We start from the raw sequence: 21,467 nt of genomic DNA, 5'->3' as shown, positions 1-21,467 counted from the left end.
GAAGCCGACCTGTTCGCAGGTCGGCTTTTTTATTGCCTGTGAATTATCCAGGCCAATAAAAAGCCCGCCGATGCGTGGCATGGCGGGCTTCGAAACGCTCAATCTAGATCAGAACTGGAGCTGCGCGGCATTGTCTGCCAGCGAACCCTGCCCCTGCTGCGGTATGGCGATCTCGATAGGCATGCCATCTTCGGCAGCTACCACCTCGCGCACCACTTCCCAATCCAGACGCATCTGCCCAGCGACCTCGTCGCGCTTGAGCAGCGCGTTGATCACAGCCGTGTGCTTGTCCACCACTGAAGGTACGCCATGGTCATCCAGCGGCGCATGCGCTTCCAGGTAGACCTTGCCATTGCTCATGCCGAACTTGTACGGCTCGTTGATAATGCGCACCGAGGTACCCACAGGCGCCATCTTGGCCAATTCCAGCACGTTGTGGTTGAGCATGCGGAAACAGCCGTGACTGACGCGCATACCAATGCCGAACTTCTTGTTGGAGCCATGGATCAGGTAGCCCGGAGTACCCAGGGTGAACTTGAACGGCCCCAGCGGGTTGTCCGGGCCTGGCGGCACATAGGCCGGCAGCGGGTCACCGTCGGCAGCGTGCTCAGCACGGATAGACGCGGGCGGCGTCCAGCCCGGGTTGGGTGTTTTGGCGGTGATGGTGGTTTTCGCAATGGGCGACCCCCAGCCTTCCCGGCCAATTCCCAGCGGGAAGGTGTGCACCACATTCTGCCCTTTCGGGAAGTAGTACATGCGGTACTCGGCCAGGTTGATCACGATGCCCTCGCGCGGCCCTGGTGGCAGGATGAAGCGAGTTGGCAGCACGACTTCGGCGCCCGCGCCCGGTAGCCAGGGATCGACGCCCGGGTTGGCGACGACCATTTCCAGGTAACCGAGATCATTGGCTACGCCCAGATCCGCGAAGGTGTCTTCGTACTTGGCTTTGATCACCTGCACCTGGCCGACGATGTCATCGCCTGGAGCAGGAAGCGGCAGCTCCAGGGCTGCTACGGGGCCCGCCAGGCAAAAACTGGCGAGAGTCAGGTTACGGGCGACGGCAGGAACGCGCGACAACATCCGGAAATCCTTGGCATGAATGGCTGATAAATAGACTCGGAATTGTACACCGGCAATGCTGGTGCTGGGAGACCCCGCCAACCCGCAGAAATCAATTCGACGAGCTGGCCAAACCCTGCCTACAAAGCTTCGGGCCAGATCGATCGCTCACCTCGGCGCTGAGCCTCCAGCACGCTCTTGCAAGCCTGGCAAAGGCGCTTGTCGCGCAGACTGGTCTTATCCACTGCGCGCATCACCGGCAAGGCCGGCAGCAGGCCACCGCACAGCGTGCGATCGGCAAAACCCTGCAGTTCGAGCTGACGAGCGACCAGGTGTACACGCGCTTCGCGGCAGGCGAACAGGTCGAGCTGTTCGTCCGGCACGATCAATTGGTAGGCATGCAGGGACCAGGCAGGGCGCGGCATTGGGAGCTCCGAGAGGGGTCGCCACGATAGCCGAAAGGCTGCGTACGGGGAAGACTCAGAGCAAGGGTTGCAACTGTGGCCAGACGTTATCCAGCAGGCGTTGCTGGGCGCTCACGGTCGGGTGGATGCCATCGGCCTGGATCATTCCGGCCACACCACCAACGCCCTCGAGGAAGAACGGTACCAGCGGCACCTGTTTTTCCGCTGCCAGATTGGCATAGACGGCAGCAAAGGCACGCGTATAGCGCTGCCCGTAATTGGGAGGTAATTGCATACCCAGCAACAGCACCTTGGCACCGGCTGCACGTGAGCGGTCGACCATCGCCGCAAGATTCTGTTGCAATCCCGACTGAAGGCCAGGAACCCCATAAACTCAAGGGTTCCAGCCAATGCCCAGTCAATCGAATGCCGAAACTGTTAGAAATCTGTTAGAAAGCGCCCCGCCGAAACTGGCAACACCGCTCGCCAAGCCTTGGCACTACAGGCGGAACGGACGCTACTACCTGCGCATCCGAACCCAAGGCCGACCGTTCGTCACCTTTACCGTCTCTCTGCGGACCAGCGACCGAAGTACAGCAATGGAAATCTCTACCAACATTCAGCGTGCCCTCGCCTACTTCCACCTCGACAAGCCCGAGGCGAGCTGGGAGGAGCTGAAGGTGCGGCTGCTGGCCATCACTGATGAGTCTCTTGCGATTGCGCACGGCAACCTGGGGTCTGACTTCGCGCATAGCGAGTTCTACCAGGAGATGTATTTCGCCCTGCGGGAGGTCAGCAAGCAGGGCAACCTGAGCCTTGACCAGTACAGGGCACTGGCTACTGGGCAGAGCATCATGGCTGCTGCAAATGCTCGAATCGAAGGCCGACCGGAGGCGCTGGTCAAACTCATTGATAGACTCAATCAGAATGACCACCACAATAGCCAAGGAGGCGTTCACCCGTCCCTATCTGTAGGCGCACCGCAAGACCCTTTGAGTTGGAACGAGCTGTCCGAGCTGTACATGGTGGAACGCAGTATCAACCTCAAGGAGAAGAGCAGGAAAGGTGCCATGACGACCCATAGGGCCATCGGGGGCGCCTTCGAGTCCATCGGACTGAACGACTTGCGGGGCCATACGCGGGAAGATCTCATAGCGCTCCGTACTAAGCTCCTTGAGGGCCGCCAAGCCTCTACGGTGAATAACCTGCTGTCACAGCTCGGGGCCGTCTTGGAGTGGGCCGTTAGTACCGACAAGCTCACTAAGCACTATGCCGACAAGCTCAAGATAACCAAGGGGGCAGATAGCAAGCGTGAGGCGTTCACTCGGGAACAGGTGCTAACCCTCATGGAACAAGCAAACGCCCTTCCTGTGGCCTCCTGGGAGCGCTGGGCGCTGTCCCTGCTGTCCATCACAGGGGCTCGTGTTGGGGAGGTCAGTTTCCTTACCAAGGCCGACATCAAGCAGGTTGATGACCTATGGTGCATCGACATCAACGAAGATGAGGATGGCAAGTCCATCAAGACCAAACACAGCAAGCGCCTTGTGCCTCTTGTGGATGGAGCCCTTGGGTTTGACCTGTCGGCATTCCTTCAGGCAGTCGATGTAGGCGCCCTGCCCTCAGACCATGGCGTGAGCCCCGACAAGGCCAGCAAGGTTCTCGGCCAATTGATCAAGCAGACCCTTGGGGATGAATTAGGAGAGCACCGAACCCTCCATTCCCTGCGGCACCACATGGCAGCTTCGATGAAGGCGGCAGGTGTTGAACTTCAGTACGCCCAGGCCGTGACAGGTCATGCCTCGCGGACGATCACTTACGATACCTACGGGGGAAGCATCCCGGTCCAGAGAAAGCACGAGGCTATCTGCAAAGCCCTGGAAGAGGGTGTCGCGCAATGAGCACGCCTCAAGCCATGCAGGACTCCCTACGCCCGTTGCTGGGCCTCGCCTGCTACCCAAATGCCAAGGTGGCCCGAGGACAAACAGCAAGTCAACTCGGGAAGGGCTGAGCAGGTAAGCGCAAATCCCCTCACTGGAAGACAGACAACGTCTCCAGGAGGTGGACTATGCAAGCTGTACCCGATGACTTATCAACCAGCAACTCGTACTTCAAGCGCTGGGCTATGCAGCGACGAGCATGCCCTCACCTGCTCACTGACTTCGCGAAGGCCTCTGCCACGACGACCAAGAATGAGAGCACTACTCCTGCTCCCCCAGAAACAAACAGTCCAAGGAGGGGACGCCCGGAGCTCAGAACGGAAAACCCGGTCGCGAATCTCGTCCCGTTCCTGTCGCTCGACCGGCTCCGATGGTTTGACGACATCGTCTGCGGCTCAATAGCCACTTCAGCCGGGGCAAGTCGAGGCAGGTTGAATGTGCGACCGGGAGAAGTCATCGCGGCACTCCACCTTAAGACAATCTCGGCGAGTGCTATCGGACAGCGCGCAACCTCGAACAGAGGGGCGCAGGTCGTTGCCCAGGCAGCAAGACATGCAGCGCGAGGTGTCGAACACTATTTCTATCGCCATCCTCACGAGAGAAAACGCTTGGAGGCCGAATTGGGAATTAGCGCAGGGTAATAAAGACCACCTTCTACGAGGATCGTCCGCACGACGCCTTGTACATAGCCTCAATCTCTTCAGGCGGCTGTGGGTAGTCTCTGCGTGTCGACGGACTCGCTTTGTAAAGGAGCATAAATCGATCAGCTGTCAGGCAGTTGGACATGATCTGCTCAAGCGATGCTGGGGGTATATTTCTCGCAATGTCCGTCACGCAAGCTTCGTACTTAGAGCCGCGCAACTCTGAACAGTCCTTCAGCGGACCGTAGTAGCCCTTGTACAAAGTATGAGCCAGCATGCCAACAACGGGCACACCAACCAGCAGAGACAGTACCCCTATAGCTTTCATCATTGCGTGCAAGACTCCATGGTGGTGCTGCCATCATAAATCACCTACCCCTGTGAATGAGCCAGCCGTCGCACTGAAACGCACTGGTACACCATCGAGGCCGAAGCGCCATCAAGATGCTCACTGGGCGCGCTCGTCGTGAGCCGGATGGTGCCTGGGGAGTCTACGCCTGGGTCTTGATCGATGTCGGCTTCATGACCAAGAACGCCTACATGGGCGCCCAGAACATCACTGAGGCCGGCAAGAACCATCAAGTTCGGTTCTCGGCTCGTTCCCCTTCACCTGGCTCCTCCGTGAGTCGGGCAACTACATCATGGACGCTGAGCAGCAAGCCCTCCTGAAGTGAGATGACTTGCTGCCCCACTATATATTGTGGATTCAGACCAAGGCGAACACGACATATAGGCCCTCACTTAAAGGAGAACACAACATGACCTGTTAAGGAGGACACATTGAAAACTATCAAACCGCTCCCGCCACTCGAAGAGCTGGAGCGCTGTTTCCGCATCGACCCTACTGCCCCCAGTGGCCTTACCCGCATTGGCTCCCCAGGACGAAAACAGGGCAAGCTCGGCGCAACTGGGGGGATAGGTTCGGACGGATACTGGCGAGTGAACTTTCACGGATCAAGCTACCGAATCCATCGGATCATCTGGGCACTGGAGAATGGCCGAGACCCTGGCGAACTTCTCGTAGACCATATCGACGGGAACCCGTTGAACAACGCGACAAACAACCTCCGCGCGTGCACCGATGCCGAGAATCTACAGAACAAGCGATCACCGGGACGCGCTTCCAATAGCGACTTGCCCAAAGGGATCATCAGGCAAGGTCGTTATTACGTTGTACGAATAATGGCGCATGGAGTTCTTGAGGGGGCCAAACTGCTCAACCTCAGAGCTGCCACCCTATACGCACAACAGCTGCGGGCTGGGCTTCACGGGGATTTTGCGCGGGACGACTGAGGGCCAGCAAAAGTCCTCACTTAAAGGGAGGGGGCCTAAAGGTTACTTCTTAAAGTTCCTCTCCATGTCTTCTTTTGGATTCCCCCGCAGAGATGCTCGGGGCCTCCGCTGAGATGATCATCTTCAGTGAACAACCTGCGTACCCGACACTGGATACACCATCAACACAGGCTTGCCGATTGCACCTCATGCCGACTGCCAGTCTCCTTGTCGTGGACCTACACGCTGGTCGTGGCGCTGGAACAGTCCAAACTGCCTGAAGACAAAAGCGGAGCGACATAGTTCACAGAATTTGATAAAAGGCACTAAGGGGCATGCTTCATGCCTGTCCCGCAGGCACGCCCAGGGTAGCCAGGGTTCTCATAAGAAGCTGAACGGAAGTCGGCATGTTTAAAACCAGTTTGGGCGCATTTGACGGCACGAGTTGGGAAGCCCTGTGCCAGCAGGTCTTCAAAAAAAAGCACGCACAAGATGGCTACCAGCATATCCCCGCAACGCCAGGCGATTACGGCTTAGAGGGGTTTTGTTCTGCCACGGGGATCGGATTCCAGTGCTACTGCCCTAATAATCATTACACCCGAAAAGAGCTACATGAGCATCAACGTGACAAGATCACAACTGACCTAAAAAAGCTCAAAACCTATGAAGCTCAGCTCGCAAAGATACTGGCTAATACCACTATTTCTATTTGGCGCTTCGTAACACCCGAAATTGCCCATAACGACTTAATTTTGCACATAAGAGCAAAAGAGAAAGAAGTTAGATCCTGGGGGCTTCCGTTCTTGAGCGAAGACTTCACTATTGAACTGCACGATGCAGACTATTACATCCTTGAAATCAATGAGATCAGGACCGCCAGCGGCGAAGGAATAGACTTTAACGAAGACCCAGCAATTCTGCCGACATTGATTGAGGCGCACGAGGTCTATGAAGGTAACGTCCTGAGAAAAACCTCCGCGCGACTGGCAGCAAAAATCGACTCCACAAGGCATGCTGAGTTGGTAAATAAACTCCACCAGCAAACCCTCGACAGTTTTTTAGAGTCAGATGGTTATTTTCGTAGAGTAGAGAGAACCGCTCCAGTTCTCTACTTCAAGATGGTTAGGCTGATAAATGAATTTGAGCAGTACGTTCAAGAGCAAGCCTATGCCTATGAAGGCTCGCCGCAAGAGCTTACTGAGAGTGTGCGCCAGGGCTTGGAGCAGAGACTGCTAAAGCTCGGCCCAGAAATTACTGACGCCACTGCTGCCACAGTAGCACGACATATGGTAGCGCGCTGGCTTGCCATTTGCTCTCTTGACTACAACTGATGCCCACATGAATTTAATATTCCAGCAAAGACCAACACCTGTACTTCCAGAGCACAGACCACTTTATAAAATATCCCAGATTCTGTTGATTCTCTTTTTAGCTTCTCGCGGCAACAGGTCGAGCTTAGCAAGGCTGCATTTATTTAACTGGGCACTGAAGTCTCCAGATAGAACTGCTCGGCTCTCAGCGGCAGCCCGGTCCAAATCCCTCAACATATCTGCCTGGGGATTTGACCCCGCATTAGCAATCGCGATCAACTTTGCATGCGCAGAAGAGCTTATCTCTACATCTGGAGGCGGCTATGATCTCACCGACAAGGGGGAGGCACTTGCCAAAGAAATAACGCGAGACCCACACACACTGCCCGGCGAAAAAGAAGCACTAATAACAATTGGAAAAGGGATAACCGAGGGAATGGTCGAAGCAATCGCAAAGGGATGGGACTCAAAATGATCATTAGAGCAATCAAGCTCAGAATCAACACTCCCAAAGGGCTACACGGATTTTTCTTTTCATTCTCGCGAAACCTAACAGTCATCAAAGGGAATAACTCCAGCGGGAAAAGTACATTCTTCAACTCTTTGCTCTATTCGCTGGGCATGGAGGAGTTGGTTGGAGGAAAGAGCGAACGCATTCTCCCCTATGCTGTCAGGGACTACTTAGAGGACCCAGGCCAGAAGCTCAGTGTAATTTCATCAGAAATTCTGACAGAGATTGAGAACAGGAAGGGGGACATAGTAACGCTCCGAAGAGCCATCCGAGATGATGCCAAGGACAGTAAACTTGTAGAAATTGCACGAGGGCCAGTCTTAACCAATGGCCTGCCCTTTGATAACCCGACGCCAACATACTTGCATGACCCCGGCAGCGCTCAACGCAAGGAAGGATTCTTCCACTTCTTAGAAGACTTCTTGGACTTAAACCTTCCGAAGGTAGCAACAACAAATGGCCCAGAAGTAAAGTTATATCTACAAGCCATATTCGCCGCGCACGCTGTAGAGCAAAAGCGCGGCTGGACCGACTACATCGCCAGTATTCCTTTTTATGGAATTCGAGAAGCCCGCACAAGGGTCTCCGAGTACATATTAGGCCTCGGTGTTTTTGAAGCCATCTCCAAGCGCAATCAACTAAATACTGAATCCATCGCAATTGATCAAGAGTGGCGCCAGGTAGTATCCGAAATAAAATTAGAAGCCAGCTCACTTGGCTTTGTACTCCAAGACACACCATCTCAACCCAAAACAGACTTTGATCCAGAGCAAGTAAATTTGAGCCGCTCCATCGAAGGCGGCAGCGTGCTTCTACCTGATTACATTAGCAACCTGCTACGCGAGCACTCTGAGTTACTCATAAAAACCAATGACGCCAAAGAGCCAGCAAGCGCCTCCATCACTAAGCAACTGGAGTCCGCAGAAGAGGAAGTGCAGTCATTAAGCGTGCTGCATGAGAGAGCAAAGTCTAACCTTGCAATGCAACGAGCCTCGCTAATTGATTACGAGGAGCTGCTAAAAGAAGCCAAATCCGATCTCGACAAGAACAAGGCTGCCCTTAAACTCCAAGAGCTCGGGGCAAGCCATGCTATTCAATTAGCTGTCGGGCTCTGCCCTACGTGCCATCAAGGGGTAGATGACACCTTACTTAGAGAGTCGAAGACTGGTCCCAGCATGGACCTAAAAACAAATATCGGATACCTTGAAAGCCAGCACCGGATGCTTCAGCGGCAAATTGCTGGCCTTAAAGAAGACATCAGCAAATCAAGCACGACAATTGTTGGCATTGAGAGCCGTCTAAACTCAAAGAGAGATCACGCTGTATCCCTGCGAGGGAGCTTAGGTTCTACAAATTTGCAGCAAAAAACAATTTTACGCAGACAAGTTCAAATTGAAATTGAAATTGAGCGGTTACAGAAACTTGAAGAAAGCGTATCTAACAAATTAGAACCACTTCAACAAATAGCCAGACGATTGGAACTCAACCAACTGGCTCGCCGCGACCTACCGGCCAAACAGTATGATGAAAATGATGAATCTCGAATTTCGGTTTTCGAGAAAAACTTCAGAGCCAACGCGGGGTCATTTGGATATGAAAGCGTCTCAAACATATCAGAAGTCAAGATAAGCCGAGAGACCCTTGTGCCAGGGCTCGAACAAATAGAACTTCGAGAGATCATCAGAAAGCAGCCAAAAACCGATATTAAAGCGGACTCCAGTGCCAGCGACTTCGTACGACTAATCTGGAGTTACTTGCTTGCACTTTATCAAACATCGGCCAACCCGCACACACCGGGCAATCATCTCGGAATAATTCTTTTTGACGAACCAGGGCAGCACTCAATGCGCTGGGAAAGCCAGAGAGAGCTACTGCTACGGTTCGCGGCAGAGCCTACATTACAAAGCATTGTTGCTGCGTCATTCGATGAGTCGGAAACCGTCTTTAGGGACGTGACCAACAGTGTTCCGCACAAGCTCATTCGGTGGGAGGGAAAGCTCATACGACCGCTTACTGAGTAGCCACATTCAGAAATGTGTGGGGGCCATAGGCCTCCCCTTCGAAAAACCAACAGAAATTTCTGAGCCCTTATATCCACAATCAAGCCCAGCTCAATCCCCCCGTTACGCCACCCCTACCCCCCCTCGAAAGCCCGCTCCAGAGCGGCCATGTGTTAGAAAAAGAGTTAGAAGCCTGTTAGAAAATCTGATTGACAGACACAGCGGGGCGCCCATTAAGATGGCGCCTCCTGACCTTCTCAGGGACTACTTCAGAGTAGGGGTTTCAGTGCCGGCCAGACGTTATCAAGGAGCCGAGGCTGAGCAGCAGTAGTCGGGTGAATACCATCGGGCTGCATCATGGAGGGCACGCCAGCCACGCCTTCCAGCATGAAAGGCACCAAAGCAGCGCCGTACTCTTCGGCCACTTTGGGGAACACTTCGGCGAAAGCAGTGGTGTAGCGCTGACCGTAATTCGGTGGCAGACGCATCCCCAAAATGAGCACTTTGGCCCCCGCCTTCTGCGATAGCTGAACCATACCCGCAAGATTCTGTTGCAATTGCGCAGGGGCCTGTCCACGCAGTCCATCATTGCCACCCAGCTCGATAATCACCAGCTCCGGCTGATGCTGTGCAAGCAGCGTGGGCAGGCGCGCGAGACCGCCAGCACTGGTGTCGCCGCTGATGGAAGCGTTGATCACTGACTGCGGGAAACCACCCTCGGCCAGGCGTTCTTCCAGCAAAGCAACCCAGCCCTGACGGGTATCCATGCCAAAAGCGGCGCTGATACTATCGCCCACGACCAGCACGCTGCCGGCCATGGCGCCCTGGGGCCACAACACCTGGGCCAACAACAGTAGTGCAGCAGCACCGCTTACCCACCACGCACGCATCGGACTCTCCATGAGCGCTAGCATTCTTTCTGCGCGGCACCTTAGCAAAGTGGTACCCAGCACGGAAGGCGAGCTGAGCATCCTGCACGACCTCAGCCTCGAGCTGAACCGTGGCGACAGCCTGGCCATCGTCGGCAGTTCCGGATCGGGCAAGTCCACCCTGCTCGGCCTCCTCGCAGGTCTCGACCTGCCCAGCAGTGGCGACGTGGAGCTGGCCGGACACAACCTGACCAATCTGGATGAAGATCAGCGCGCACGAGTTCGCGCCGAGCATGTGGGTTTCGTCTTCCAGTCCTTCCAGTTGCTCGACAACCTCAATGCCCTGGAAAACGTCATGCTGCCGCTGGAGCTGGACGGCCGTCGCGATGCCCGCGAACGCGCCCGGGATCTGCTCGAACGTGTCGGCCTCGGTCAGCGCCTGACCCATTCACCCCGCCAACTGTCCGGCGGCGAACAGCAGCGCGTCGCCATTGCTCGCGCCTTTGCCGCCGAGCCGGCGGTGCTGTTTGCCGACGAACCGACCGGCAACCTCGACAGCCACACGGGCGAACGCATCAGCGACCTGCTGTTCGAGCTGAACCAGGAGCGCGGCGCGACCCTGGTGCTGGTCACCCACGATGAACGCCTGGCGCATCGTTGCCGGCGCCTGATTCGCCTGGAAGGCGGCCGTCTGGTCGACACTGTGGAGCCCTGATGCGCGCCCTGCCGCTGTCACGCTTGTTCGCCCTGGCCGTGCGCCAGTTGCTGCGCGATGCCCGTTCCGGCGAGCTGCGCGTACTGTTCTTTGCTCTGCTGATCGCCGTGGCATCCAGCACTGCCATCGGTTACTTCAGCGCGCGCCTGAATGGCGCCATGCTGTTGCGCGCCACCGAGTTCCTCGGTGCCGATCTGTTGCTCTCCGGCAGTGCGCCGGCTACGGCGGAACAGATCGCAGCAGGCCGCCAACTGGGCCTGGAGCATGCGCAGGTGGTCGAATTCTCCAGCGTGATCGCCACCGATCAGGGCATCCAGCTGGCCAGCGTCAAGGCTGCCAGCGCCGGCTATCCGCTGCGCGGCGAGCTGAAAAGCGCAGCGGCGCCTTATCAACCCGAACAGCCCGGTACAGGCCCGGGGCCCGGCGAAGCCTGGGCGGAGGCCCGGCTGTTTGCCGCGCTGGACCTGAAGATCGGCCAATCGATTGAAGTCGGCAACCTGCCACTGCGCCTGACCCGGGTACTGACTTACGAACCGGATCGTGCCGGTGATTTCTACAGCCTCACCCCGCGCGTACTGATGCACCTGGACGATCTGCCCGCCACCGGCGTTGTGCAGCCCGGCAGCCGAGTGCGCTACCGCGAATTGTGGCGCGGAGACGAGCAAGCCCTGCAACGCTACCAGGATGGTTTGCAAGCAGGCCTGGCGGCACACCAGAGCATTGAGGACGCGCGCTCCGGCAACCGCCAGATCGGTGGCGCATTGGGCCGTGCCGAACGCTACCTGAACCTGGCCAGCCTGGCTGCCGTGCTGCTTGCCGGCGTCGCTGTCGCCTTGTCAGCGGCGCGCTTCGCAGCCCGGCGCTTTGACAGCAGTGCACTGTTGCGCTGCCTGGGCTTGTCACGCCGCGAAGCCCTGAGCCTGTTCGCCCTGCAGCTGGCGCTGCTCGGTCTGCTGGCCTGCATCGCTGGCGCAGTGCTCGGCTGGGCTGGTCAGTTGATCCTGTTCAAGCTGCTCGCAGGCCTGCTGCCGGCCGGCGTGCCGCCTGGCGGCGCCCTGCCCGCACTGGCCGGCATGGCCACCGGCCTGGTGGCATTGGCCGGTTTTGCCCTGCCGCCTCTGGCCGCTCTGGGGCGCGTACCGCCATTACGGGTACTGCGCCGCGATCTGCTGCCGGTGCCGCCGAGTTCCTGGTTGGTCTACGGCGCAGCGCTGCTGGCCCTGGGGCTGATCATGTGGCGCCTGAGCCTGGACCTGAAACTGACCCTGGCCCTGCTCGGTGGCGGTTTGCTCACCACCCTGTTGCTAGGCGGTTTGTTGCTGCTCACGCTGCGTAGTCTGCGCCGGTTGCTGGCGCGAGCCTCACTGCCCTGGCGACTGGGCCTGGGTCAGTTGCTGCGTTACCCGCTGGCTGCTGCAGGACAAGCCCTGGCCTTCGGCCTGATCCTGCTAGCCATGGCGCTGATCGCCCTACTGCGCGGCGAGCTGCTGGATACCTGGCAGGACCAGTTGCCCGAACAGGCGCCCAATCACTTCGCCCTCAATGTGCTGCCGGCGGAAAAGGAGGCCTTCGCCGCGCGTTTGGCCGAGATCTCGCCGCAGCCAGCCCCGCTCTATCCAATAATTGCCGGGCGCCTGACCGAGATCAACGGCGCAGCGGTCAAGCAGATTGTCAGTAAGGACAGCACCGGCGACCGCGCTGTAAGGCGTGATCTGAGCCTGACCTGGTCGGCTGAGCTGCCGAGTGGCAACGAACTAGTCGCCGGCCAGTGGTGGACGACTGGCTCTGCCGGGCCAGTGCCGGGCGTCTCGGTGGAATCCGAGTTGGCCGAAAGCCTGCAACTGCAACTTGGCGACCTGCTGACCTTCGATGTCGGCGGCCTGCAACGTCAGGCCCGCGTCAGCAGCCTGCGCAAAGTCGAATGGGACAGTTTCCAGCCGAACTTCTACATGATCTTCGAGCCCGGCACCCTGCAGGATCTGCCCGCCACCTACCTGACCAGTTTCTACCTGCCGCCCAACAGCGAGCAGCAACTGGTGGAGCTGGCGCGCGCCTTTCCGGCGGCCACCCTGCTGCAGGTCGAAGCGCTATTGGCGCAACTGCGCAGCATCCTGGCCCAGGTCACCCTGGCCGTGGAGTACGTGTTGCTGTTCGTCCTCGCGGCAGGCCTGACCGTGCTGTTCGCCGGCCTGCAATCCACCCTGGATGAACGCATCCGCCAAGGCGCCCTGCTCCGCGCCCTGGGCGCCGAGCGCCGCCTGCTGATCGCCGCGCGGCGTACCGAGTTCGCCCTGCTCGGCGCCACCAGCGGCGTGCTGGCCGCACTCGGTTGCGAGCTGGTGAGCCTGCTGCTGTACCGCTTCGTCCTCGATCTGCCCTGGCAGCCGCATGCGTGGTTGCTGCTATTGCCGTTGATTGGCGCACTGCTGGTGGGGACTGCCGGTGTCATCGGCACCCGCCGCGCCCTCAACGTCAGCCCTTTGGCCGTACTTCGCGATACGTGAGAGCTGCATGAGCCGTTATCGTCCGCCGCGCACCGCCGGCACCGCGCTGATTACCCCGGAAGGGGAAGCGCGCCTGCGTGCAGAACTGCACGAGCTCTGGCATGTGCGTCGCCCACAGGTGACCCAGTCGGTCAGCGAAGCAGCGGCCCAGGGCGACCGCTCGGAAAATGCCGAATACACCTACGGCAAGAAGATGCTGCGGGAAATCGACAGCCGCGTGCGCTTCCTGACTAAGCGCCTGGAAAGCCTCAAGGTGGTCGACAGTCGTCCCGCCGATCCAAACAAGGTCTACTTCGGCGCCTGGGTGACCCTGGAAAATGACAATGGCGACGAGACCCGCTATCGCATCGTCGGCCCGGACGAACTGGACCTCAAGCTGGGATTGATCAGCATCGACTCACCGCTGGCAAGGGCGCTGATTGGCAAGGCGCTGGATGCCGAAGTACGGGTGCAGGCACCGGGCGGCGAGCAGACTTTCTACATCACCGCGATCGACTATCCCTAGAGCTCAGCGCAGGCTGATCAGCCCTTGGCGGGCAACCCGTACCAGTTGTTCGATCAGCTCGGCATTCACCGGCTGCGCCTCGCCACCAACCACCACCAGATCGAAGCCGTTGCTAGGCAGTTGCGCCAATGCTTCGGCGTCTGGCGAGGCGAACTTGATCAGAAAATTACGCGCTCCCGGCCAATGCTTGGGCCAGCCTTCGAGGCTCTTGAGCAAACGTGGTTGATGGCTGCCGACCAGCAGCACCTGCGGATGACGGCTGACCGCGGTACGCGGCAGGGAGGAGAAATACAGATGTGGGCGCGGGCAATTCATGGATACAGTCTCAGCCTCGTAATCCCGCCGGACTGCGGTGAGAGGCGACACCGGCCAGCGCTTTAGCGGTATTTGCCCAACCGGGCGGCGCCCCGCAAGTTGCTCTTAAATCGGCGCCATGGGTGATGCTAAAAATCCTCGCACCGCTCTGTCAAGCCGCAAGCAGACCGAGAGGTGTGGCTGTCGTTGTGCACTCTCCCGATCGCTTGATCACCTTCTTCTATTTGCTAAGCCGCGCAGGCCACTGATCACCGCTACCAGAGCGTCAGGCACCGGCCTTTATCTTCTGCAGCAGGCTGATCAGCCACGCCTGGGCGAGTGAGTTCCCATGTGACGTTTCTCCAGGTAACAACTCGGGGTTTGCAGGCAAGGTCGAGTAAATAGTGACCTGAATTTGCAAACGGCCGTTTAGAGCCTTCGCTCTAATATTCCTGCTTCTTGGCACATTTCCTGCCCTTCAAGCCGCAGCTGAAGTGCCTACCCAGGATGGTTACGGCTGGCTGAACCCAGGGAATACTGCCCATCATTGCTTGAGAGCACCCAATGAATAATAAGAAGACTCTGCTCGCCCTCTGCATCGGAACCGGAATCCTCCTGTCCGGTCAGGCCGAGGCCGGCCTGTTCGGTTCCACCGGCTACACCAAGACCAAGTACCCGGTCGTCCTGGCCCATGGCATGCTGGGCTTTGATAGCATTCTCGGTATCGACTACTGGTACGGCATTCCCTCATCGCTGCGCTCCGATGGCGCCAGCGTCTATGTCACCGAAGTCAGCCAGCTGAATACCTCCGAACTGCGTGGCGAGGAGCTGCTGGAGCAGGTCGAGGAAATCGCTGCCATTAGCGGCAAGGGCAAGGTCAACCTGATCGGCCACAGCCATGGCGGCCCGACCATTCGCTACGTCGCCGCCGTACGCCCGGACCTGATCGCCTCGGCCACCAGCGTCGGCGCCCCGCACAAAGGTTCTGACACTGCCGACCTCATTCGCCAGATTCCTCCGGGCTCTGCCGGTGAAGTGATTGTTGCCGGTATCGTCAACGGCCTCGGTGCACTGATCAACTTCCTCTCGGGCAGCTCCAGCACCTCGCCGCAGAATGCCCTGGGCGCCCTGGAATCGCTGAACAGCCAGGGCGCGGCAGCCTTCAACGCCAAGTACCCACAAGCCATTCCAACCAGTGCCTGCGGCGAAGGCGCCTACAAGGTCAACGGCGTCAGCTACTACTCGTGGAGCGGCAGCAGCCCGCTGACCAACTTCCTCGACATCAGCGACCTGCTGATGGGCGCATCCGCGCTGGCCTTCGACGAGCCCAACGACGGCCTGGTCGGCACCTGCAGTTCGCACATGGGCAAGGTGATCCGCGACAACTACCGGATGAACCACCTCGACGAGGTCAACCAGACCTTCGGCCTGACCAGCCTGTTCGAGACCGATCCGGTCACTGTCTACCGTCAGCACGCCAACCGCCTGAAAAACGCCGGTCTGTAATCAGCCTGTCGGGGCCTTCGGGTCCCTTTGGCTAGCCTATTCGAGTATCGACGTGAATCGAAAACTGCTTTTTGCCGCCCCTCTGGTAGTCGGAGGCAGTATTGCACTGACGCTCTACCTGAACCCCGCGGCCGACCTCCCGAAACCGGTCAACACGCCTGCAACGCCGACAACCACCAGCCAACCTGCGGCGATTACCAACAGCAACACGCAAACTGCAGCAACAAGCACTCAGGGCAATACGCCCTATGCCCTGCCCCCGTCCTTCAGCGGCACCACAGTAGACGGCCAGTTCCGCGTCGACAGCGCCGGCAATCTGCTGATCAGCGAGGATATCCGGCGGATCTTCGACTACTTCCTCAGTGCCCTGGGCGAAGACTCGCTGCAGCACAGCATCAAACGCCTGCAGGCCTACATCACCAGCCAGTTGCCAATGCCCGCCCGCGAACAAGCGCTGGCCCTGCTTGAACAGTACCTGCAATACAAGCAGCAACTGGTACAGCTGGAAAAGGACCTGCCGCAGATGGCCAGCGTGGATGCCATGCGCCAGCGCGAGCAAGCCGTGCAGGCCTTGCGCGCCTCGTTGTTCAGCGCCGAGGCGCATCAGGTGTTCTTCGGCAACGAAGAGGCCTACAACCAGTTCACCCTGCAGCGCCTGGCCATCCGCCATGACCAGAGCCTGAGCGATGACGAGAAAGCCGCGGCCCTCGATCAGCTGCGCAATAACCTGCCGGAGTCCATGCAGGAACTGATCGTGCCGCAACTGCAGACCGAGCTGCGCCAGCAGACGGCAGCCTTGCAGGCGCAAGGTGCCAGCCCGCAGCAGATCCAGCAGCTGCGTCTGCAACTGGTCGGTGCCGAAGCCACCGCACGCCTGGAGGCGCTCGACCAGCGCCGCCAGCAGTGGGCGCAGCGCCTCAACGACTATCGCCGCGAGAAGGCGCTTATCGAAGCCAACAGCGGCCTCAGCAGCAGCGACAAGGCGGCAGCCATCGACAGCCTGGCTGCCGAACGCTTCGACGATCAGGAGCGCCTGCGTCTGGCCGCCGCCGAAGAGCTGGTCAACGCCCGCGAACAGACACCCTAAGAATCTGTTTCTGATCTTTTGATCGTTCCTACGCTCCGCGTGGGAATGCTGCTGCAGACGCTCTGCGTCTGTGGGACGCAGAGCGTCCCAGGCTCGGGTTCCCACGCGGGAGCGTGGGAACCATCGGCAAGCCGGAAACGACGAGGCCCGCAGATGCGGGCCTCGTTCATTGCAGAGGGACTCAACCGGCGATGCGGCGATCCAGCGACAGCTTGCCGGCCCCCTCGATGACCAGGGTGGCACTGATCAGCGCCAGGATCATCGCGTACTCATAGCCATTGGCGCTCATGAAGAAGCCATTGACCCAGTGCACGCTGAAGATGGCGACCAACATGGCAATCAGCAGGGAGATCGCGGCCGGGCGAACCAGCAGGCCAACCACCAGGGCCAAGCCACCGAAGAACTCGGCGCTGCCAGCCAGGGCGGCCATCAGGTAGCCAGGGGTGATGCCGATGCTTTCCATCCACTGGGCCACGCCTTCCAGGCCGTAACCACCAAACCAGCCAAACAGCTTCTGGGCGCCATGGGCGGCGAAGGTCAGACCGGTGACGATGCGCAGCAGGGTGATGCCGTAACCGGCTTGGGTGGAGAGAGCGGTTTTGATCAGTGCGTTCATGCCAATGCGTCCTTTAGTGCGAGAAGTGAGAGTTAGCGGTTGCTGAAGAACAGATTAGATGAATTTATCGATTTAAAAAGTACAAATTTGCGCTAATTAAAATCGAAATAATCGATTACTTTCGCATGCTCACTTTCTGCCCCTGCGGTTCGATCAAATAGCGCTCGCGGTCGTAGGCCAGGTAGTACTTGTTCACGCTGCTCACGTAGCTGACCACACCCATGCCCAACTGCTCCATGGCGACGCGCTCGACCTGAAAAAACCAGCGATTGGGGTCCAACCCCCGGCGCCGCGCCTCGGCCCGCAGGCTCTGCACCCGTTGCGGGCCCATGTTGTAGCCGGCCAGGACAAAAGCCATGCGCTCTTCCTCGGCGATCTGCCGGCTGGAGAAGAACTCGCGGCGGATGCGCGCCATGTAACGGGTAGCGGCAAGCACATTGCTGTCCAGCGCCTGGATATTGCTAACTCCGACGCTGCGCGCCGCCGCCGGGGTGATCTGCATCAGGCCGGTGGCACCTGATGCTCCGCGCGCAGCCGGATTGAGGGTGGATTCCTTGTAGGCCACCGCCGCCAACCGCAACCAGTCGAGATCCTGCTGCTGGCCGTGTTTCTGCAGCACCTGACGGACCCTCTCCAGACGCTGACGGTCATTGCCCGTGAGAGGGTTACGCACCTTGTACAGACGGCGGTAGACACGCTGGAAGGTGGCATCCTGATCGGCAGGCTGGCGGTAGCTGGCCAGGAACCGATCGATACTGGCGCGCAGCATCAATGCATCGCGGCGCACGAACCAGCTCATGTCAGCCTTCTGCCCTACCAGCAGATGCCTCTCGATGCGCAGCCGGGGCAGCACCTTGCTCCAGCGCTCGGCAATCGGCTGCTCCACGGCCGTCCAGGGGTAGATGCCGGCCTGGACCATCTCCAGCACGTCCTCCACGGCGAGACTGGGGTCAGCCCACTCGACTACGATCGGCGGCTGCTTGCGTTCGGCCAGGCGCTGATTCACCTCGCGCAGGGCTTCAGGAACGGCACTGCCTGCCGGCAGAATCAGGCTGCGCCCGGCCATGTCTTCGAGTTTGCGGTAGTGACGATTGCCGCGATTACCCACCACCACAATCGCCACATCGCGGCGGATCGGCGCACTGGCCGTGACCCTGCGTCCGGTATGCGGGGCCAGCAATTCTCCCGGTGCCACCAGATCACCCTGGCCCTTCTGCAAGGCTGCAAGCAGTTGATCCTTGGGCAACGGGATGATCTTCAGGCGCAGGTTGCGGCCGTCACGGGCATTGCGATTGAGGTATTGCTCGAAGGCCCGCAGGCGATGACGCTCGACGCCTATCGCCTGGCCCTTCACTTCACCGGAGCTGTTGCGGCTCTGGTTGACCAGCACGCGCAACTCGCCACTCTTGCGCACCTCAGCGAGGTCGCGCAGCGGCTGATCACTGCCACGCACCTCAGCCGGCGAGCTGGCCAGACGCGCCTGGGCGGGCATGGGCAGCCAGACCAGGCAGCAGAACAGAAGCAGTAGCGCGCGGGTCATCCGGCCTCCGGGTTAAGCCAGGCACAGCACACGCCTGGCCGACTGAGAGCGCCCGCATGTCGGCAAGTTCCGGCAAACGGGGGCGCGGAGAGTGTCACAGACACTCGGCGCTCGCCACTCGAAGCTGGTAACCAACTTGAAATATCATAAATAACCCAATGAAATTATTGGCTTTATTGATAAATATCGAGCTCTGCTATGCTGCCCGGCGCAGCCCGGAGGTAGCACCATGCAACTCATCGACATCGGCGTCAATCTGACCCACCCCAGCCTGGCCCGGCAACGTGACGAAGTGCTCGCTCGCGCACAGGCTGCCGGCGTGTACCAATTGGTCCTGACCGGCACCAGCCTGGAAGAGAGCGAACAAGCCCTGGCCTTCTGTGAAGAACTGGACGGCACTGGCCAGCGCCTGTTCAGCACCGCCGGCGTACACCCGCACGATGCCAGCCAGTGGAACGCCGACAGCAGCCGCCAGTTGCGCGCCTTGCTGGCGCAAGCGCCGGTGCGCGCGGTGGGCGAATGCGGGCTGGATTTCAACCGCGATTTCTCCCCTCGCCCGCAGCAGGAAAAAGCCCTGGAGGAGCAACTGGCCTTGGCGGTCGAACTACAGCTGCCGGTGTTCCTGCATGAGCGCGACGCCAGCGAACGGCTGATCGCCATCCTTCGCGAGTTTCGCGACCGTCTGCCGGCGGCGGTGGTGCACTGCTTCACCGGCGAGAAAGCCGCGCTGTACGGCTACCTCGACCTCGACCTGCATATCGGCATCACTGGCTGGATCTGCGACGAACGCCGTGGCACTCACCTACACCCGCTGGTGCGCGAGATTCCGGCCGGGCGGCTGATGCTGGAAAGCGATGCGCCGTTCCTACTGCCGCGCAGCCTGCGACCGAAACCGAAGAGCGGGCACAACGAACCGGCGTTTCTGGGCGAGGTGTTGCGTGAGGTCGCCCTGCATAGAGGCGAAAGTCAGGAGGCGCTGGCAGTGCACACAACTGCCAGCGCGCGGGCGTTCTTCGATCTGCCGTTAATCAGCCAAACACCGTCACCGTCTGCCGACTGAGGGCCAGCAGCTCACCCGAGGGGCTCCACAGGCCGGCGGCGATATGCCCGTAGCCATCGCGGGCATGTTCGATCTCGGCCCGGTACAGGCACCAGTCATGAGTGGTCAGCTTGGCCACAGGCTGAACGAACTCGATGGTCCAGGTCAGCGAGCTGCCGGGTGTCGGCGTCTTCAGGTGTGACAGCGGAATCGGCGGCCAGGCATCGACCAGGGCCAGCAGATGGGTTTCGCTGATCTTGTCGTAGGACACATCACTGCGCAGGCGTACCCAGCCGCCCATCTCGCGCGAGGTGTTGCCGCTGAACGGCATGCCGCCCAGGCCCCAGCGCATGGCCAGGAAACGGGTGAACTCGGGAGTGACGCCGGCGATGTACGGCAGCTCCTGGCATTCTTCCACCGGTTTCATCGCCGGCGCTGGCACGGCGGGAACGTCGATTGCCGACTGACGCGAGGCACCAAAGCTGCCCTGCATGAGGGCCACCACTTCGCCGTTCTGCACCGCGCGACCCAGTATCTGGCTGACCGCCTTGCCTTCGCGCAGCACTTCGACCTCGAAGGCCACCGGCTCGCCCATCAGCAGCGGACCGACAAAGGTGATCGACAACGAACGCACCGGGCGTCCGGCCGGCACCTTGGCGCGCATGGCTTCGTAGATCATCGCCGCGACCAGGCCACCGAACGTGGCCCGCCCCTGCCCCCAGAGCGGTGGTACTACAACGTGTTGCGGGCGGTTATGCACCGCCTGGATCAGTTCAGCAAAAGTCATGCAGCAGTCTCCTGTTATCTGCTCAACAGCTTAGGAGAAAAGCACACCACTGCGGGAGGGGCGTTCTAGACAATTCAGCCGCGAAATTGCCGTCTATTCAGTCTCTTCCGGGAAGTGCTTGCAGAGTGCCTGCAAGGCCTGGTCGGCTTGTTGCTCGGCTTCATCCAGCTGAAGCTGCCAGAGCGCGGTACAGGGTTGCAGATCAGGCTCACTGGGCAGGCGGGCTAACCATTGCAGATGATCGTGCCAATCGCCCAGCGCACCCTGGGCCTGGCGCAGGCCACTCAGTGCACTGGCCGAGAGATCGCTATGGCGCGGATAAGCTTCGGCGCAGTAACGCAGACGCTTGATCAGCAGGCGCAGGCGATGGCGGTCATGGGCCGGATCGCGCAAGGCCGTGGCCAGTTGCCGGACCTGCTTCGCCAGGTACTTGCGTACGCGCTTGCGGCCCACCTGCCACTCCCCCTTCCTCAGGGCCTCGCGACAGTTGTCGGGCCAGTCGTCGAGGAGGATGAACAGGCGCTGCAGGGCCAGGCTGTCGAGCAACCTGGCATAGCCCGCTGCCAGCTGCATACGTCGCTGTCGAGCCAGGTCGGCGTGGTCCAAGCGCTGCAGTTCGCCGGCCAGCACCTCGAGGTCGCGCAGGGGGCCGCTGAGTTCACCCAGCGCCGCAGCGGCCTGTTCCAGCTGGGCGCAGAGCGCCTGCCGACGCAGCGGGCGCAACAGGCTGCGCAGTTTGCGCAAGGCAATGCGCAGGTCATGCAGGGCCTCGTTATCCGTTTGCGCCTGCAAACGGGCACAACAGGCGTAAAGCCGCACTTGCTGGCTCAGTATCTGCCCCTGCAGCTTGCTCAGTAATTCCGTCACTCTG

Annotated in this window: 19 protein-coding genes and 1 pseudogene; 11 read left to right on the top strand and 9 right to left on the bottom strand. The window is 59.6% G+C overall.

Going from position 1 to position 21,467, the window contains the following annotated elements:
* Positions 1-108 precede the first annotated feature (108 nt).
* The 3 genes and pseudogenes from H3H45_RS11130 to H3H45_RS11120 form a co-directional block, all read right to left on the bottom strand.
* The gene (locus H3H45_RS11130; RefSeq protein WP_182833782.1) at positions 109-1,080 is read right to left on the bottom strand and encodes a L,D-transpeptidase family protein; all 972 of its coding nucleotides are present in this window, start codon (positions 1,078-1,080) and stop codon (positions 109-111) included.
* Between the two features lie 119 nt (positions 1,081-1,199).
* Positions 1,200-1,484 carry a hypothetical protein gene (locus H3H45_RS11125; RefSeq protein WP_182833781.1) on the bottom strand — a complete coding sequence of 95 codons (285 nt, stop codon included), beginning with the start codon at positions 1,482-1,484 and terminating at the stop codon, positions 1,200-1,202.
* A 55-nt stretch (positions 1,485-1,539) separates the two neighbouring features.
* Positions 1,540-1,827: pseudogene (locus H3H45_RS11120) on the bottom strand (GDSL-type esterase/lipase family protein); the annotation flags it as partial.
* A 235-nt stretch (positions 1,828-2,062) separates the two neighbouring features.
* On the opposite strand from H3H45_RS11120, the gene H3H45_RS11115 reads away from it, so the two are divergent.
* The 5 genes from H3H45_RS11115 to H3H45_RS11095 all read left to right on the top strand — a co-directional run bounded on the left by H3H45_RS11115 (position 2,063) and on the right by H3H45_RS11095 (position 9,155).
* Positions 2,063-3,361, top strand: coding sequence for a tyrosine-type recombinase/integrase (locus H3H45_RS11115; protein ID WP_182833780.1), 1,299 nt, complete (start codon positions 2,063-2,065; stop codon positions 3,359-3,361).
* 1,619 nt (positions 3,362-4,980) lie between these two features.
* Entirely contained in the window at positions 4,981-5,334 is a 354-nt protein-coding gene (locus H3H45_RS20410) for an HNH endonuclease (RefSeq protein ID WP_407926696.1), read from the top strand.
* 386 nt (positions 5,335-5,720) lie between these two features.
* On the top strand, positions 5,721-6,644 hold the full coding sequence (locus H3H45_RS11105) for a hypothetical protein (RefSeq protein WP_182833778.1): 924 nt from the start codon (positions 5,721-5,723) through the stop codon (positions 6,642-6,644).
* Positions 6,645-6,651: 7 nt separating this feature from the next.
* Positions 6,652-7,098: a hypothetical protein gene (locus H3H45_RS11100; RefSeq protein WP_182833777.1), complete on the top strand. Its 447-nt coding sequence runs from the start codon at positions 6,652-6,654 to the stop codon at positions 7,096-7,098.
* Complete coding sequence (locus H3H45_RS11095; RefSeq protein ID WP_182833776.1) at positions 7,095-9,155, top strand: AAA family ATPase; 2,061 nt, start codon at positions 7,095-7,097, stop codon at positions 9,153-9,155. The genes H3H45_RS11100 and H3H45_RS11095 overlap by 4 nt, the downstream gene beginning before the upstream one ends.
* Positions 9,156-9,403: 248 nt before the next feature.
* Here H3H45_RS11095 and H3H45_RS11090 read toward each other — a convergent pair whose 3' ends face one another.
* Positions 9,404-10,024, bottom strand: a complete 621-nt coding sequence (locus H3H45_RS11090; protein ID WP_182833910.1) for an arylesterase — start codon at positions 10,022-10,024, stop codon at positions 9,404-9,406.
* Positions 10,025-10,034: 10 nt separating this feature from the next.
* On the opposite strand from H3H45_RS11090, the gene H3H45_RS11085 reads away from it, so the two are divergent.
* The 3 genes from H3H45_RS11085 to greB are packed head-to-tail and all read left to right on the top strand — an operon-like array spanning position 10,035 to position 13,727.
* The gene (locus H3H45_RS11085) at positions 10,035-10,718 is read left to right on the top strand and encodes an ABC transporter ATP-binding protein (protein ID WP_182833775.1); all 684 of its coding nucleotides are present in this window, start codon (positions 10,035-10,037) and stop codon (positions 10,716-10,718) included.
* Positions 10,718-13,222, top strand: a complete 2,505-nt coding sequence (locus tag H3H45_RS11080) for an ABC transporter permease (RefSeq protein ID WP_182833774.1) — start codon at positions 10,718-10,720, stop codon at positions 13,220-13,222. Before H3H45_RS11085 ends, H3H45_RS11080 begins: the two co-directional genes overlap by 1 nt.
* A gap of 7 nt (positions 13,223-13,229) precedes the next feature.
* A complete protein-coding gene (gene greB / locus H3H45_RS11075) occupies positions 13,230-13,727 on the top strand; it encodes a transcription elongation factor GreB (RefSeq protein ID WP_182833773.1) in 498 nt (165 codons plus the stop codon).
* Positions 13,728-13,730: 3 nt separating this feature from the next.
* Here greB and H3H45_RS11070 read toward each other — a convergent pair whose 3' ends face one another.
* Positions 13,731-14,042, bottom strand: a complete 312-nt coding sequence (locus tag H3H45_RS11070) for a class I SAM-dependent methyltransferase (RefSeq protein ID WP_182833772.1) — start codon at positions 14,040-14,042, stop codon at positions 13,731-13,733.
* A 543-nt stretch (positions 14,043-14,585) separates the two neighbouring features.
* Between H3H45_RS11070 and H3H45_RS11065 the strand changes: the two genes are divergently transcribed.
* Both H3H45_RS11065 and H3H45_RS11060 read left to right on the top strand, forming a co-directional pair.
* Positions 14,586-15,527, top strand: coding sequence for a triacylglycerol lipase (locus tag H3H45_RS11065; protein ID WP_182833771.1), 942 nt, complete (start codon positions 14,586-14,588; stop codon positions 15,525-15,527).
* Between the two features lie 52 nt (positions 15,528-15,579).
* Entirely contained in the window at positions 15,580-16,614 is a 1,035-nt protein-coding gene (locus H3H45_RS11060) for a lipase secretion chaperone (RefSeq protein ID WP_328822314.1), read from the top strand.
* 181 nt (positions 16,615-16,795) lie between these two features.
* Here H3H45_RS11060 and H3H45_RS11055 read toward each other — a convergent pair whose 3' ends face one another.
* A complete protein-coding gene (locus tag H3H45_RS11055) occupies positions 16,796-17,230 on the bottom strand; it encodes a DoxX family protein (RefSeq protein ID WP_182833770.1) in 435 nt (144 codons plus the stop codon).
* A 115-nt stretch (positions 17,231-17,345) separates the two neighbouring features.
* Positions 17,346-18,770, bottom strand: coding sequence for an MltF family protein (locus H3H45_RS11050; protein ID WP_182833769.1), 1,425 nt, complete (start codon positions 18,768-18,770; stop codon positions 17,346-17,348).
* 229 nt (positions 18,771-18,999) lie between these two features.
* Here H3H45_RS11050 and H3H45_RS11045 point away from each other — a divergent pair, with 229 nt between their 5' ends.
* Complete coding sequence (locus tag H3H45_RS11045; RefSeq protein WP_182833768.1) at positions 19,000-19,830, top strand: TatD family hydrolase; 831 nt, start codon at positions 19,000-19,002, stop codon at positions 19,828-19,830.
* On the opposite strand, the gene H3H45_RS11040 is transcribed toward H3H45_RS11045, so the two are convergent.
* Together H3H45_RS11040 and H3H45_RS11035 are read right to left on the bottom strand one after the other, a co-directional pair.
* Positions 19,799-20,596 carry an acyl-CoA thioesterase gene (locus H3H45_RS11040; protein WP_182833767.1) on the bottom strand — a complete coding sequence of 266 codons (798 nt, stop codon included), beginning with the start codon at positions 20,594-20,596 and terminating at the stop codon, positions 19,799-19,801. The two genes, H3H45_RS11045 and H3H45_RS11040, sit on opposite strands and share 32 nt — an antisense overlap.
* Positions 20,597-20,689: 93 nt before the next feature.
* On the bottom strand, positions 20,690-21,463 hold the full coding sequence (locus tag H3H45_RS11035; RefSeq protein ID WP_182833766.1) for a CHAD domain-containing protein: 774 nt from the start codon (positions 21,461-21,463) through the stop codon (positions 20,690-20,692).
* Positions 21,464-21,467 lie beyond the last annotated feature (4 nt).

Source organism: Aquipseudomonas guryensis, from assembly GCF_014164785.1.
Taxonomy (GTDB): Bacteria; Pseudomonadota; Gammaproteobacteria; order Pseudomonadales; family Pseudomonadaceae; genus Aquipseudomonas; species Aquipseudomonas guryensis.
The sequence above is the reverse complement of the archived record's forward strand: the minus strand, read 5'-3'. Positions and strand labels throughout refer to the sequence as shown.